13 protein-coding genes and 1 pseudogene are annotated in these 13,972 nt (G+C 51.5%); 5 read left to right on the forward strand and 9 right to left on the reverse strand.

Going from position 1 to position 13,972, the window contains the following annotated elements; genetic code table 11:
• Positions 1-41: 41 nt before the first annotated feature.
• Genes GURA_RS12870 through GURA_RS12895 form a run of 6 tightly spaced genes read right to left on the reverse strand, consistent with a single transcriptional unit; the run spans position 42 to position 6,253 of the window.
• Entirely contained in the window at positions 42-1,346 is a 1,305-nt protein-coding gene (locus tag GURA_RS12870) for a TrpB-like pyridoxal phosphate-dependent enzyme (protein ID WP_011939393.1), read from the reverse strand.
• Positions 1,339-2,547 carry an inositol-3-phosphate synthase gene (locus tag GURA_RS12875; protein WP_011939394.1) on the reverse strand — a complete coding sequence of 403 codons (1,209 nt, stop codon included), beginning with the start codon at positions 2,545-2,547 and terminating at the stop codon, positions 1,339-1,341. The genes GURA_RS12870 and GURA_RS12875 overlap by 8 nt, the downstream gene beginning before the upstream one ends.
• Before the next feature lie 28 nt (positions 2,548-2,575).
• Entirely contained in the window at positions 2,576-3,601 is a 1,026-nt protein-coding gene (locus GURA_RS12880; protein ID WP_011939395.1) for a zinc-dependent alcohol dehydrogenase, read from the reverse strand.
• Complete coding sequence (locus GURA_RS12885) at positions 3,595-4,902, reverse strand: TrpB-like pyridoxal phosphate-dependent enzyme (RefSeq protein ID WP_011939396.1); 1,308 nt, start codon at positions 4,900-4,902, stop codon at positions 3,595-3,597. Before GURA_RS12885 ends, GURA_RS12880 begins: the two co-directional genes overlap by 7 nt.
• A 24-nt stretch (positions 4,903-4,926) precedes the next feature.
• The gene (locus GURA_RS12890; RefSeq protein ID WP_011939397.1) at positions 4,927-5,784 is read right to left on the reverse strand and encodes a DUF169 domain-containing protein; all 858 of its coding nucleotides are present in this window, start codon (positions 5,782-5,784) and stop codon (positions 4,927-4,929) included.
• A 19-nt stretch (positions 5,785-5,803) separates the two neighbouring features.
• Positions 5,804-6,253: a MarR family winged helix-turn-helix transcriptional regulator gene (locus GURA_RS12895; protein WP_198134470.1), complete on the reverse strand. Its 450-nt coding sequence runs from the start codon at positions 6,251-6,253 to the stop codon at positions 5,804-5,806.
• 242 nt (positions 6,254-6,495) lie between these two features.
• Here GURA_RS12895 and GURA_RS12900 point away from each other — a divergent pair, with 242 nt between their 5' ends.
• The 3 genes from GURA_RS12900 (at position 6,496) to GURA_RS12910 (ending at position 9,295) form a co-directional block, all read left to right on the forward strand.
• Positions 6,496-6,960 (forward strand): helix-turn-helix domain-containing protein, encoded by a 465-nt coding sequence (locus GURA_RS12900; RefSeq protein ID WP_041245373.1) that lies wholly within the window; start codon positions 6,496-6,498, stop codon positions 6,958-6,960.
• Between the two features lie 16 nt (positions 6,961-6,976).
• The gene (locus GURA_RS12905) at positions 6,977-7,666 is read left to right on the forward strand and encodes an integrase core domain-containing protein (RefSeq protein ID WP_041245374.1); all 690 of its coding nucleotides are present in this window, start codon (positions 6,977-6,979) and stop codon (positions 7,664-7,666) included.
• A 384-nt stretch (positions 7,667-8,050) separates the two neighbouring features.
• Entirely contained in the window at positions 8,051-9,295 is a 1,245-nt protein-coding gene (locus GURA_RS12910; RefSeq protein WP_011939399.1) for an MFS transporter, read from the forward strand.
• 475 nt (positions 9,296-9,770) lie between these two features.
• On the opposite strand, the gene GURA_RS12915 is transcribed toward GURA_RS12910, so the two are convergent.
• Both GURA_RS12915 and GURA_RS12920 read right to left on the reverse strand, forming a co-directional pair.
• On the reverse strand, positions 9,771-10,787 hold the full coding sequence (locus GURA_RS12915; protein ID WP_041245443.1) for a transglutaminase-like domain-containing protein: 1,017 nt from the start codon (positions 10,785-10,787) through the stop codon (positions 9,771-9,773).
• Between the two features lie 22 nt (positions 10,788-10,809).
• Positions 10,810-11,568: a rhodanese-like domain-containing protein gene (locus GURA_RS12920; protein WP_011939401.1), complete on the reverse strand. Its 759-nt coding sequence runs from the start codon at positions 11,566-11,568 to the stop codon at positions 10,810-10,812.
• A 119-nt stretch (positions 11,569-11,687) separates the two neighbouring features.
• Between GURA_RS12920 and GURA_RS12925 the strand changes: the two genes are divergently transcribed.
• Entirely contained in the window at positions 11,688-12,590 is a 903-nt protein-coding gene (locus tag GURA_RS12925; RefSeq protein ID WP_011939402.1) for a selenium metabolism-associated LysR family transcriptional regulator, read from the forward strand.
• 286 nt (positions 12,591-12,876) lie between these two features.
• Here the strand turns inward: GURA_RS12925 and GURA_RS12930 are convergent.
• Positions 12,877-13,170: pseudogene (locus GURA_RS12930) on the reverse strand (peptide chain release factor-like protein); the annotation flags it as partial.
• A gap of 129 nt (positions 13,171-13,299) precedes the next feature.
• Between GURA_RS12930 and GURA_RS12935 the strand changes: the two are divergent.
• Positions 13,300-13,842, forward strand: a complete 543-nt coding sequence (locus GURA_RS12935; protein WP_011939404.1) for an HD domain-containing protein — start codon at positions 13,300-13,302, stop codon at positions 13,840-13,842.
• Positions 13,843-13,972: the final 130 nt, after the last annotated feature.

A 13,972-nucleotide genomic window follows, 5' to 3' on the forward strand; every position in this document is an offset into this window, starting at 1 on the left:
GCGGTGCAGCGGTGTCGAGGCACCGCCCCTTGCAGCTAATGCTAATTTTGGTTGTTTTGATCGTTTCCGAACAGCACTGCCTCGTAACCTTCCAGATCGAGAAAGCCATGACCGCTAAAGCAGGCCACGATCACCCTTTCCTTACCTTCCTCTTTGGCCTCGTATGCCTCATGAAAGACCCCTTTGATGGCGTGGCAGGTTTCCGGGGCCGGAAGAATCCCCTCGACCTTGGTGAAAATCCTCCCACAAGCAAATACATCGGACTGTTCATAGGCAACCGCTTCCAGGTATCCCAGGTGCCTTAGCAGACTGACCAAGGGCGAGCCCCCATGCTGACGCAATCCCCCAACGTGCATCCTGGGAGGTACAAAGTCGGTCCCCAGTGTGTAGGCCTTGTTGAGAGGAGTGAGCTTGCCCGGATCTCCATGCTCATAGCGGTAAGTACCCTGGGTCAGACGGGGTGCCGCCGTCGATTCCACGGCCAGGAAGCGCAGTTTGTTCTGCAGTCGATCCTTAAGGAAGGGCATCATAAAGCCTCCCAGGTTGCTACCGCCGCCTACGCAGGCAATCAGTACGTCAGGCTTTTCGCCAGCCAGTTTCAGCTGTACCTCGGTTTCCAGGCCAATCACCGTATTGTGCAGCAGAGTGTGCATGGCGTTGCTGCCATTCAGATAACAGATGCCTTCATTCTCCATGGCGAATTCCAAGGCATCGCTGATCCCGGAATTCACCGAGCCCGGGTGGTCCGGCATCTTTTCCAACAGCGCCCGGCCTGACTTGGTATGACGGCTCGGTGATGGCAGGAATTCTGCGCCGAAGATCTGCGAGTGGATTCTCCGGTAAGGCTTCTGGTTGAATGACACTTCCGGCATAAATACCGTGCAGGAAAGGCCGTATTGAGCGCAGGCCAGCGCCACGGAAGTGCCCCACTGACCGGCTCCGGTCTGAGTGACCACCCCCTTGTATCCCTCTTTTTTCACATAGTAGGCTTGTGCCAGACTGGTGTTCGGCTTAAAACTCCCCGTGCAGAGAAGATCTTCCCGTTTGAAGTATATTCGCGCGGGAGTGTCCAGGTATCTTTCCAGGTTGCGGGCGCGGTAAAGGGGTGTCGGCCTACCGATTACCAGGTATTTCTCCAAGATCTCTTCAGGGATGTCGAGCCAGCGCTCTTCCATGACATCCTGTTCCTGGAGGGTTTTGGGAGTGATTTCCCTGATCTTCTGAATCCTCGAATCTGTTCCCTCAGGGTCTCTGGGAGGCGGCAGCTCTTCCGGCAAATCTTTCCGGCTGTTATACCACCTCCTCGGGACATCCTTTGCGTCTAAGCGTATGTGAGGACTATACATATGCCGACCCCTGCTGGAGGTACTGTTGCGATACATGATCAGTAAGCGTGCCCCACTGGACGAAGAAATCGTGGTTGGTAAAGTTGTAGGGCGACTTGAAATAGCATGCCAACTGAGTGAGAACCCCTTTCTCCCCCTTCTGATAGAAGAAGTCGGTCAGGCGGATCAGGTCAAGGATCAACGGGGCTGCAAGAATGGAATCCTTGCCCACCCAGTTGATCTTCATCGACATTTCCTCGCCGAGCCAGCCGCAGAAATCGATGTTATCCCAAGCCTCCTTGGCATCGCCTCTGGGCTTGTAGTAGTTGATCTTCACCTGGTGGTCGAAGTTGTCATAGCCCATGATCTCAGACAAGACGCCAGTCTTGGTCTCGATTTTGGTTTTCAGGTTTTCCGGGGAGTTGAGGACTTCGCCGTCCTTGTTGCCAAGGATGTTCACACTGTACCAGCCGGTCAACTTGAGTGACCGGGCCTTCAGCATCGGTGCAATGACCGTTTTGTAGAGGGTCTGCCCGGTCTTCCCATCCTTGCCGGCGACCACCACCCCTTTTTGATTCATGAGGTCCATGAGGGCGGGGATATCGACCGTGACAGACGGGGTGAAATTGACATACGGGGATTTGGTCATGATGGCTGCATAGGCGTAGAGCATCCCAAAGGTGATCCGGCTACTGTCTTGATCAAGCCCACTTTCGAAGTTCTCGATGCTCTGATACTCCGGAACTCCCTGCACCTGGATAAATTTATCGGTGGAAGAGAGGTTGACCACGATGACATGGTCGAGGCCATGACGGCTCTTGAACTTCTCGATATCGTTGATCAACGCGGTGGTAATTGCCCTTCGGCTCGGCGCCTCGATGGCGTTCTCCCTGAAGCTGTCGATGATGCCGCCGTCGTTTGTTGCCGCCCCGGCCAAGACGACCACCTCTTGAAGCTTATTTTTTGTCGCCTCCAGGATTTTCTCTTTCACCACCTTGTGTTCCAATGCAGCGGTATAGAGGTCCTTTTTCACGATATCCCAGCCACCAAAGACGATGTCCTCAATTGGAACCAGGTTCAAGGCTTTGAGGGTCTGGTCGTTATCTGTGGTCAGATAACTTTCTTCCATAAGTCCCAGCTTCTTGGCAAAGGCTCCGGCGATGACCGTTGTTGAGATACTACCCAGTGCCCCAACGAATAATGCTCCGATTTTCTTTTTCATTTTCTGCTCCTTTAGTGTTTGATTAGTTTTATTTAACTTTCAAGATGGTCTTACACCCGCGGGTTACCACTGATTCGTCCTGACTATAAATCTGTGGGAATTCTCCAAGTTCGATCACGTTGGTGATCAATCTCACTATTTCGCTACCTTTGCTGTCCAGAAGTTCGATCGCTTCCCTGAATTTCCCCGTTCCTCCGATGTTTCCGAAAATGTTAACCATTTTGCTGACGAACAGGTCGGTGGAGAAGGAGACTTTCGGTTGCGAGAAGAAAAGGACGCTTCCACCCGGCTTTACCGTGTGGTTTATGACTTCTCCGACGTCAGAGAAGCCGCTGGTCTCCACGACCAGGTCAAATGAGCCTCTGCCGACGTGTGCCGGCATCAGTTTCATATCCATGGCAACGACCTGGTCCGCACCCAGTTCTCTGGCAATCTGCAGTCTTGTCTCATTGATATCCACGATCATCACCTTGGCATTGGGTTTACTCTTGATGATCATTGTGGCGAGGATGCCCAAGGTACCTGCTCCGAGAATGAGCACATCATGCGGATCCATATGAGCCGTGGCTTTATCGATCCCTTTCATCACAACCGCCGCAGGTTCAATGAGACAGGCGCTTTCGTCTGATATCTCACAGTCTTTCAGGGAATGCAGGGAGGACTGATTGACAATGACATAGTCAGCAGCAAACCCGTTTGCTGAGATGCCGTGCTTCTTGACAGAGGTGCAGAGGTCCTCGTTGATCTCTCTGCAGAACTGACACTGGCCGCAGTATATTGAGCATTCTCCGGTGACCCGCTCGCCCACGGAGAACTTCTGCACCCCTGCGCCTTTAGCGATAATTTCTCCCACCCATTCGTGGCCCGGCACCAGAGGATATACATGAGGTCCTTCATACCGGCCGGAGAACAGTTTCACATCACTGCCGCAGATACCAACATACCTGACACTTACCAGAACCTCGTGCTCTCTCAGAGTACGCAACTTCACAGGAGAGATAGTCAAGAGACCGGGGCTTTCGATCTTCAATGCTCTGCCACCCGAAGTTAACATTGGTGACCTTCCTTGAACAAAATTGCCTCGTATCCGGCCAAATCAAAGAAACCATTGCCGCTCAGACAGAAAACAATGACCCTATCTTCTCCCTCTTCCTTCGCCTCCAGCGCCGAGTCTATGGCCGCCTTGATTGCGTGACAGGATTCGGGTGCCGGCAGTATCCCTTCGCACAAGCTGAACAGCCTCCCGGCCTGAAACGCCTCCTCCTGGGAAAGTGCTGTTGCATCAAGTAGCCCTTCTTTACGCAGCAGTCCCACCAATGGTGACCCGTTGTGCTGCCGCAAGCCTCCTACGTGTATCCTGGGAGGTACGAAGCCTTGGCCAAGTGTGTAGGACTTTGTCAAGGGGGTGAGCCCCGAGGCGTCCCCGGCCCCGTATTCGTAGACACCTTTGGTGAGACGTGGCACCGAGTCCGACTCCGCTGCCAGGAACTGAAGGCTGTCCGGGTCCTTAAATTTTTCCGGCAGGAAGGGGAGCATCAAACCACCGCAGTTGCTACCGCCACCGACGCAGGAAATTAGCGTGTCAGGTTTCAATCCGGCCATTGCCAGCTGCTTCTTGGTTTCCAGGCCGATAATGGTTTGGTGCATCAGGACATGGGGGAGGTTACTCCCGGATACGTAGGCGTATTTCCCCTGATGCGCGAGCGCTGTTTCTATTGCCTCGCTGATTCCGGTGCCGATGGATCCGGGATGCTGAGGGTCGCTAAGCAGAAATGACTTTCCCGACTGAGTGAGGTTGCTTGGAGAAGGGTGGACCTCACCACCGCACAGTTTCATAAAATAGCGACGATACGGTTTCTGTTCGTAAGAAACCCTTGCCATGAATATCTTTGCACCGAGACCATACGACTGCGCCGCTATGCAGACAGCAGTCCCCCACTGGCCGGCTCCCGTTTCCGATATAAGGGCTTCAAAACCATCCTGCTTCGCGTAGTAGGCCTGGGCGATAGCCGAGTTCAATTTGAAGCTACCGGTCGGCAGCACGTCTTCCCGCTTGAAAAAGATCTTGGCCGGAGTACCCAGATGCCGCTCAAGGGAAACGGCGCGCTGCAGCGGGGTAGGCCTGCCGATCCTCAGATAAGCTTCCAGGACTTCACCGGGGATCGTTTCCCAACGCTTAGCTGAGTTGTCCTGCTCGTTCAACGCAACCGGACGAATGCGCCGGTTATTTTCGATAGTAGGAGTACCGTCAGCGGGATCCTTCGGTTCAGGTAGAATGGCAGGGAGGTCTGGCAGTGCGTTGTACCATTTGGTAGGCAGCTCTTCTATTGGGAGATCTATCCTTATTTCTTGCATGTACATCCTCCATTGCAGCTTCGTTTAATCCATCTCAGGTTTTGCTCTATTGTGCCCGGCCCACACCCTGTTGCTGATTTCAATCTTTTTCCTGACAGTCAGCCACGCTTTGGTGCTCAGGAATGAATCTTCAAAACGGTTCACCATCTCTTTGAACATCGCATAGGGGATGGTAAAGGAGAGCTCGTCGGTCTGGAAATATCTTCTGGGCCACGGGTCCCATCCCCCCAGAACGGCCTTATTCCGTCCCTTGGCTAAATAATGCAGTGGCCAGGTGACGAGGCTCCCGCAGGCGGCGCCCCAGGGAGAAACTACTACTTCGGGATCATCGGTCACAAAAGCCGCTAAGAGGTTAAGCCCGCAAAGTGCTTCCGGCCGCGCAAAAAACGCCACTAACTCCGGTTGTTCGTGTTTTTCGAAGAGTGTGAGGGGCTTGACCACACAGTATCTTCCATGGGCCTCTTTCGGGTCGATATGCTCAAATATTTGTCTAACTACATCAGGGGAATTGTACAGAAGCTCCCCCTCGCATTGGCCGGACAGCCCCGTTGAGAGATAACAAATGACTCTTTCCGCTTGAGGTTTGTTGTAGCCCAACCAGAAAGCGGCCCCCGGGCAGCCGTAATGTTCTGCAGAAGCCCAAACAACTATCTTTCTTTTCCTGGCCTTCCAGACATTACACATGATGCAGGAAAATCCGTCATAGATAGCTTGCCAGTCGATTTCATCCCGCTCCTCCCTTTCACGGGTAGGGAGCTTCCCAACTTTTGGAGAAAGGCCTTCCCTTGGCTCGCTTTCCGTGTAAAAGATTCCAAGTGGTTCCTCTTCCAAACCAAGGGCTTCAAGGAGTCCAGTTGTCCTCTCAATTATTTTCGAGTCCATTTCCCACTCTCAAAAAGGCTCAAACTTCAGTACCCGGCTCATTATTTTTTTGCAATGCGTCCATAAGACGCTCTTGAGCATTAATGATCAGCATTACGTCTTCCTGTGTAATACTGTTTACCCACTCTTGATTCCAAGAGTAAAATTTGGCCATACATTTTGCCCAAATATTTTCACCTAATTCGGTAGTCTTTACTATTGTTACTCTCGTATCAGTTGCTGAGCGCGTGACTGTCACATAACCAAGTGACTGCAGTTTGCTAATAATCTTTGATATATTTGATTTTTCATATAGCAGGCTTCCGACTAAGTTTTTTTGGCATGTCTCCCCAGCTCGTTGAATTTCATTCAGAACCACAAATTGTTGCTGATTAATTGAGAACTCTGAAACTATTTTATCGCCTAATCTATGAAGACATGCCCCTATTATGAGGAAGTTCTTAACCAACACCGAAGAATATTTATTCATAGCCACCATTTACATACAGATTTCGTGTCACGAGATACTGCCCCCCCTTTTTCTCACTGAATGTGGATAATAAAACTATCCCTTAACTACTAATTGACAAGTGTCAGGACATCGGTTACCCGGATGTGTCAAGACATCGGTTACCCTTAACGCCCTTTTTTGTGTCAAGACATCGGTTACCTTCATTAGAAATATCAGCTACAATGTTCTCTGTGATTTCAACTTGAGGGGAGAACATCCGCATGGAAGAAGAACTCAGGAAACAAGCAGTCCAGCGCCATCTTGCAGGCGAATCACCCAAGGCAGTCTATACAAGCCTTGATCGCTCCAAGAAGTGGTTTTTTAAGTGGTTGAACCGGTATCAATCTGGCGCGACTGACTGGTACAAGGAACACTCAAGAGCGCCACTTAAAAGACCGTCTGAACTCAGCATCGTAGATAAGGAGATTATTGTCTCCACCAGAAACCGCCTGGACTCGTCACCATTTGCACAGATTGGCGTTTCCGCTATCAAGTGGGAGCTGCATAAGCTGGGGTTACCGTTTCGCTCTGACAGCACCATTAACCGGACCCTGAAGCGGGAAGGACTCGTTAAAAAAAACGAGATATTCCCCCAAAGGGGTCGAGTACCCGTACTTTACCGAAGCCCTGTGCTGCAACAACATCCATCAGATGGATCTTGTTGGCCCCCGCTACATCAAGAGTGACGGCAGATTTTACTCGATGAATGTGATTGATCTGTACAGCCATCGGGTCTTCATCGAATCAAATCGCACCAAGGAGGATGACAACATTGCACAGGGTTTGCTGCGCTGCTGGAAGTCAATGGGGCTTCCCGACTTCCTGCAAATGGACAATGAACTCAGTTTCCGTGGCAGTAACCGCTATCCGAGGTCACTTGGTCTGGTGCTGCGACTATGTCTCTACTTCGGCGTTCATCCTGTTTTTATCCCTGTTGCGGAACCGTGGCGCGATGGCGTAATAGAGAGCTTCAACGATACCTATGACAAAAAGTTTTTTCGCCGCCAGTGGTTCACAAGCTATTCCATGCTCAAGCGGCAAAGCAAGAATTTCCAGCAGTTTCACAACAAGAATCACCGTTACAGCTATCTCAAGGGGAAAACGCCACTGGAGGTTATTGAAGCTGACAAATTCAAGCCCTTGACGCTGGGGCCAAATACCAGGATGCCAAAACTTGATTTTCTCCCGGACGGCACCATTTCGCTCATTAGATTTATCAGGAGCGATAGAACACTTAACATCTTTGGCGAAAAATTTGAGGTTTCAAAAGACCTCGTCTATTCATATGTGCGAGCCATGATCGTAACGGAAATTCACACGCTGCAAGTGTACCTGGGTGAAGACTTTGTTCAAAGCTTTGAGTACAGAATGCCTACAGAGTTCAGCTCATGAAATAGTATGCATAATCAGGGGGTCGGGTAACCGATGTCCTGACACTTTTTAGAGTTAGGCTTGGGTAACCGATGTCCTGACATTTGACAACTAATCGAGTTTTCCCCAAACCACCTGCTATGCAGGTCTATGATTTGCGAGTAAATCAATGTCGAATGGAGTTTTACAATAAAATAGTTTCCATGTCAACCATTTTATTATGCCTCTTCTAATTTGTATTTCCTTAATCCGCGAGAACCATGGAAGAAAAGGTAGCTGGCAGGCTCAAAATCTTTCAAAGCCCATTGCCCTTAAAGCGGGAAACCGCTATAATTGCGGCGTTCATTAAAACGCCCGCACCAATAGGACCAAAGCACTCCCAAGTCCCAGAAAAAGGTATTCTGCATGAGTGATAAAACCCGCTGGCTGCTGCTTCTCTGCCTGACCCAGTTATTCATTATGCTGGTGTTCATCAATTACTCTGCCATCCTCCCCCTCCTGAAACAGGAATGGGGGATGAACAACACCATGGCCGGTTCGATTTTTTCCATCTACCAATTGGGCTACATAGCCTCGGGCGTCATACTCAGCGCCCTGACCGACCGGATCAATACCAAGCACATCTTCATTATCTCGGCTCTCTGGTCAGGCATCGCCAACCTCCTCTTCGCCTTCTATGCCCATGATTATCTCTCCGCTATGCTGCTGCGGGCCCTGACCGGAATCGGCATGGGAGGAACCTACATGCCGGGGCTGAAATTGGTGGCGGAGAAATTCGCTCCCAGTGAGCGTGGCAAGGCTGTGGGCATTTATGTCGGTTCGCTCGTGCTCGGGGCCTCCCTTTCCCTGGCAGTGACCGGCACAATAACATCCCTGGCCGGCTGGAGATGGGCCTTCATCGCCTGTTCCATAGGCGTATTTGTCGGCGCAGCACTTTCTCTTCTGGTATTCAAGGATTACCAGCCGATAGTGCATGCCAGGATTGAGCGCGGCTTTGAGGTGGAAATCATCAGAAACAAGCCCGCATTCCTGATGATCCTCGGCTACGGCTCTCACATGTGGGAGATGTATGGCATGCGCAGCTGGCTCGCACCATTTTTCACCGCCTCCCTCATCAGCCACGGCATTGCCGGGGGAATTGCCACCGGTTGGGCAGCCACTGCCGCTGCATTGATCATCGGTGTCGGCACTTTCTCCACCGCCATCACCGGCACCATTTCCGACAAACTGGGTCGGACGAAAACCATTACCCTGGTCATGTGTGGCAGCGCCACACTATCGTTTTTGTTCGGCTGGCTTGTCAATGTGAGCCCTTATCTGGCTTTTGCCGTGGGCATCCTCTATGGCTATCTGATCGTCGCAGAATCACCGGTTTTTTCCACGGGTCTCACGGAACTTGTTGCACCGGGCTACATGGGTGCAGCCATGGGATTGCAGTCGCTGGTCGGCTATTCCCTCGGCATGGTGTCCCCCACCGTTTTCGGCTGGGCCCTTGATATGTGCCGGGGCTGGCAGCCGCTGCCGGGCGTCAGTGCTGACTGGGGAATCGCCTTTGCCACCGGCGGCCTCGGCGCCCTCACCGGGCCGGTTTTCATGTATCTCTTGCGTCGCTGTCCGGAGAGCAGGCGCATGGCAGGTGGTAAGCAGTAACGCTCAAAGTCAGCTCATCTTTCCCCGCCCCCACCCAAAGATTTAATAACACATCGCCGGCCGGCAGCAGCTCCCCGCTTTTTGAAAGTGCCTATCACATTCCGCGATTCCGTTGAAGAAATAACAACTTGCGCGGAACGCAAAAACGTCAATATATTGTCGATTAAATGAAAAACGGCAAAAAGTGGATAACTTTCAGCCTCTTAGGGCTAAAAGCACACTGGGTGGGCATATAATCCACAGAAACTGTGGATAACTCTGTGGGGAACTCATCCGTTTCAGGAAAAGTCCAATAGAAGTCTATGGGTATTTAACGTTTTGCACAAATAATAAGCAGAACAATGTTAACGCTTACTAACTACATAACCGTAACAAAAGTGCATCAAAAAGGCCGCACCTGTTGTCAGATGCGGCCGGTCGTATCAAACGGATAAGCAGCCATCGTCAGCCGACTGACGGCCACCATGTCACATCACTACTTCTCGCGATAAATTATTTTGTAGGTAAACGACTTCGGATCAAGCCAGTCTACGGTTTTGCCCCCCACCTCGGCATAAGGATAGCCGAAGGTGTTGAGCGGCGCCCCGGCCTGGAGCGGATTGAGAATCAGATCGCGGCCGACCGCAAGCCTGACGCGGTACGGATCGATGCCGCCCCAAAAATAATCGTGATATTCCCTGGTCTTGGCGTCTTCGGGTTTCAGCTTTTCCACGAGCATTGCCTTGCGCACATCCGCCGGATCGGCCGGCACCCATCCGTAACCGGGAAGAAAGAACTCCGCCCAGCAGTGCTGCCAACCGGTGATGTCTTCCTCAGCCTTCTTGCCGAGGCGAATGCCGAAAATTTCCCGGGCCGGCACACCGGCTGCCCGTGCCAGAGCAATGAAGACCGAAGAAATATCCGTACATTTGCCGCCCGGCTTTTTCAAAAGAGCGCAGACATCCCCTTTGCCGCAACCGCGGGTGTCCGGATCGCGGTAAGTATTCTCGCAGGTCCAGTCATAGATTGCCTTTGCCTTTTCCAGCACGCTCTTTTTCCCGTTGGTTATCTTGTCCGCAAGCTGCTTTATTTCACCGTCGACGGGACCGAGGCTGGTGGCCGCCAGGTATCGGCTGTAATCAAGCGGGCTCCAGGCAGCCTCTGTGGCGGGAAAATCACGACGTATCATCTCCTGCCTTTCAACGGCAAAGGAAAATGACAGTTTACGGCTCCGGGCATCTTTGTCCCACTGTGCGTAAAGCATGGGAGTGCCGTAGGTACGATCGGTATAAACCGCAGACGTGGCATAATCGCCAATAACCTTCACGTCGGTGACGACCTGATCGACATCGGAAACCGGATAAGGAAGCCAGAGTTTCGTTTCCTTACCCGCGTCCCGGGCCGAAAGATCGACCTCGATAGTCACTACCCCTCCCCTGCTCTTGGCCCACGCCGCAGGAGCGGCAGCCACAAACATCACAACAACCAGCAACAACAGTAATCTCTTCATCATGCATCCCTTTCCTGAATCAGTGTTATTTCTCCACCGGCAGTTTCGCTTCCTTCCACTCCGTGAAAATAGTTTGATAAATGGTTGGATATGCCAGTTTCATCAGCTTCCGATACGCCATATAGCTCCGTCCCCCCGTATTGCAGTACACTATGATCTTTTTCTCTTTGGGCAATACCCCCGATTTTACGGCAAAGGTCTCGGCCGGGATGTTGATGGCGGTGGGAATGTGTCCTTCCTCAAACTCGAACTCATCACGCACATCAACGAGCACGTAATCCTGCTTTTTTTCTTTTATGAACTTTTCGATATCGGCTGGAGACAATTTCGACGTCTCGATTTTTTTCGCATAATCGGGCCCGGCAACAATCGGCATCCCCTTCTCTTCCCAGACAGGAAATCCTTCGCTGTAGAGGAGAATATTGTCGTATCCCGCAGCTTGCGCTTTGACGGCTACCTTCTTGCTCTTGCCGCACTTGATGCCATTGCAATAGACAATCATCAGGGAATGTTTATCGACGGGCAGAAGGGAAACGAGTCCATCGAAGTCTTTATCGGGAATGTTGATCGCCTTGCCGATATGGGCTTCCTGGTATTCTGCCTTGGTCCGTGCGTCAATCAGGATAAATGCCTTATTCTCATCGACCATATCCTTCAACCTTTCACTGGAAATGCTTTTGAACTCCGCTTCGGCTGCCGGCAGCGGAGCTGAAACCGCCAGCAGCAAAAAAAGGCCGATCATCGGCATCAGATACTTACGGATTAAACGTGTGGGTGAATACATTGCATCCTCCTTATTTTTAAAATGGGTAATATCAATAAGCCGATTGACAGCAGAGAGTCAAATTGATAATTTTGATATATCCAATAACATCTATCGTTATTAACGATATGGAGTGGACTTTGAACCTCAAGCAATTGGAAGTATTTCTCGCAGTGGCAGAAAGCGGCAGCTTCTCCAAAGGGGCCGAGGCGACTTTTATCACCCAGTCCACGGTAAGCCAGCACATATCCGCCCTGGAAAAGGAGTTTGGCGTCAAGCTTCTCGACCGGACCGGCAAGGGTGCGCTTTTAACCGAGGGGGGAAAAATTCTGCTGCAACATGCGCGGCAGATTATTGCCGACACGCGCCATATGACTACGGCCATGAACCGTTTCAAGGGGGTGGAACATACCTCCCTAATAGTCGGCGGCAGCAACATTCCCGGTGATCACATGCTTCCCGATGCCCTGCCTTTGCTCCTCCAACGTTTTCCCACCTTGACCGTCACCGTTTTGCATAGCGACAGCCATGAAATCCTGGACAAGATAAGCAAGGAAGAGATCGAAATCGGAATCGTCGGAAGTCGATTTGAAGAAGAAGGCTTCACCTTCACCCCCCTCGGTCACGACGAGATCAAACTCGCGGTAAGCCCTCGGCACCGATGGAATGGACGCAATGGGATAAGTATTTCCGAGCTTGGAGAAGAGACGTATGTGCTCCGCGAACCGGGATCGGGGACTGGAAAAACCGTCAAGGAAGCGTTGTCAAAGGCGGGTATCGACATTGCCGATCTGAAGGTGAAGGCGTTCATCGGCAGCAACGAGGCAATTAAATACGCGGTCGGAAGCGGCCTCGGCATATCTTTCGTTTCCGAAATATCCATAAGGAAAGAGATTGGCCGGGGAGAGCTTGCAGCCCTGCATATCAAAGGGGTGAACTTGTCGCGCCAATTCTACCTGGCACAGCGGTCAGGACGTGAGCTGTCGCCTGCAGCCGCGGCCTTTGCGGAAATACTTTTGCAGATGTACGGTTTGCCTCAGTAGTGTCCGTTAGATAATTGCACTGACTCTCCAAGCCATAAAAACCAGCACATTGCACCCTCCCCCAACCCCTCCCATCAAGGGAGGGGAGCTTTAAAGTCCCCTCGCCCCTTGTGGGAGAGGGCTAGGGTGAGGGGGGAAGTGCGGATGCAAAAACCTAACGGATAGTGCTGGGTTTGCCTGAAAGTGAGGGGAATCGTTCCCAGGAAGAAAAGATGAAAATACCGCAAGAGATATGAATTGGTATTTCGCCTCCGACATACGAACCGTCAGTTGAAACGGTCGACAGCTATTCGTCCTGGAAAGAGCGCAGTTTCTTCCGCTGGGAAACGGCCTTTTTGTCGGTGAGCCTTTGTTCCTTTGCCTTGCGCGGCACCCTGGATGCAACCCGCTTTTTCACCTTGCGCTCACGCTTGAGCAACGCCTCCTGTAACCGGTGCATGGCCACCTCGCGGTTTTGCGCCTGAGAGCGGCTTTCAGAAGCCTGAACAACGATGCCGGTAGGAAGATGGCGGATGCGTACCGCAGAATCGGTGGTGTTCCTGTGTTGGCCTCCGGGTCCTGAAGCACGGTAAAACTCTATCTTAATGTCGCTCTCTTTTATTTCCATGGCCATAGATAACCCGATAACCCTTCTCACCCATATTTTCCGCATTGACTTGCAGGATACAGTCGTATTAATAATAACCTTAAATTTCTCCGGGGTAAACAGATGGATGCAATCGCTCTTCTGAAAAAGTATTTTGTAAACCAGGAAGCGTTCGAAATTGTTGCGAAACACAGCCGCATGGTCGCAGACAAGGCCTTGGGAATTGCCTCGGCTCTAAATGCCGGGATTGATTTAACCTTTATCGAAGAAGCGGCCCTGGTTCACGACATCGGTGTTTCAAAGATTTATGCCCCGAAGTTGAACTGCTATGGCAAGTCCCCTTACATATGCCATGGCGTGCTGGGGAGGGAGATTCTCGAAAAGGAAGGCTTTCCTGTTCACGCCATGGTGTGTGAGCGCCATATCGGCGTCGGGCTCACAGTGGATGATATTATCCGGCAAAAAATGCCCCTGCCGGTCAGGGAAATGTGCCCACTCAGCCAGGAAGAAAAGATTATCTGCTTTGCCGACCTGTATTATTCCAAAAACCCTGAGAGCCTTTCCAGAGAAAACTCCCATGAGGAAGTGAGAACCGCCCTGAAGAAGTTCGGTACGCACAAGGTCGCTATTTTCGATCAGTGGCTTGCTGAATTGGGAAAGCCCTGAAAATTCCCGACCCTGTACCGGACTATTTATTGGCTCTCCTGACCGCATATATGCAGCCGAACTGTCTTCGATCAAGCCCAGGCCCCCATTGTAAATATATACCAATGTTACCCTGGATACAGACACAAGA

The sequence above is a fragment of the Geotalea uraniireducens Rf4 genome, from assembly GCF_000016745.1.
Taxonomy (GTDB): Bacteria; Desulfobacterota; Desulfuromonadia; order Geobacterales; family Geobacteraceae; genus Geotalea; species Geotalea uraniireducens.

Coding starts and splice junctions, on each gene's coding strand:
- GURA_RS12905 (WP_041245374.1), top strand. CDS start 6,977: ATGAATGTGATTGATCTGTACAGCCATCGGGTCTTCATCGAATCAAAT.
- GURA_RS12910 (WP_011939399.1), top strand. CDS start 8,051: ATGAGTGATAAAACCCGCTGGCTGCTGCTTCTCTGCCTGACCCAGTTA.
- GURA_RS12935 (WP_011939404.1), top strand. CDS start 13,300: ATGGATGCAATCGCTCTTCTGAAAAAGTATTTTGTAAACCAGGAAGCG.
- GURA_RS12870 (WP_011939393.1), bottom strand. CDS start 1,346: ATGTATAGTCCTCACATACGCTTAGACGCAAAGGATGTCCCGAGGAGG.
- GURA_RS12890 (WP_011939397.1), bottom strand. CDS start 5,784: ATGGACTCGAAAATAATTGAGAGGACAACTGGACTCCTTGAAGCCCTT.
- GURA_RS12920 (WP_011939401.1), bottom strand. CDS start 11,568: ATGTATTCACCCACACGTTTAATCCGTAAGTATCTGATGCCGATGATC.
- GURA_RS12880 (WP_011939395.1), bottom strand. CDS start 3,601: ATGTTAACTTCGGGTGGCAGAGCATTGAAGATCGAAAGCCCCGGTCTC.
- GURA_RS12885 (WP_011939396.1), bottom strand. CDS start 4,902: ATGCAAGAAATAAGGATAGATCTCCCAATAGAAGAGCTGCCTACCAAA.
- GURA_RS12915 (WP_041245443.1), bottom strand. CDS start 10,787: ATGATGAAGAGATTACTGTTGTTGCTGGTTGTTGTGATGTTTGTGGCT.
- GURA_RS12875 (WP_011939394.1), bottom strand. CDS start 2,547: ATGAAAAAGAAAATCGGAGCATTATTCGTTGGGGCACTGGGTAGTATC.
- GURA_RS12895 (WP_198134470.1), bottom strand. CDS start 6,253: ATGAATAAATATTCTTCGGTGTTGGTTAAGAACTTCCTCATAATAGGG.
- GURA_RS12900 (WP_041245373.1), top strand. CDS start 6,496: ATGGAAGAAGAACTCAGGAAACAAGCAGTCCAGCGCCATCTTGCAGGC.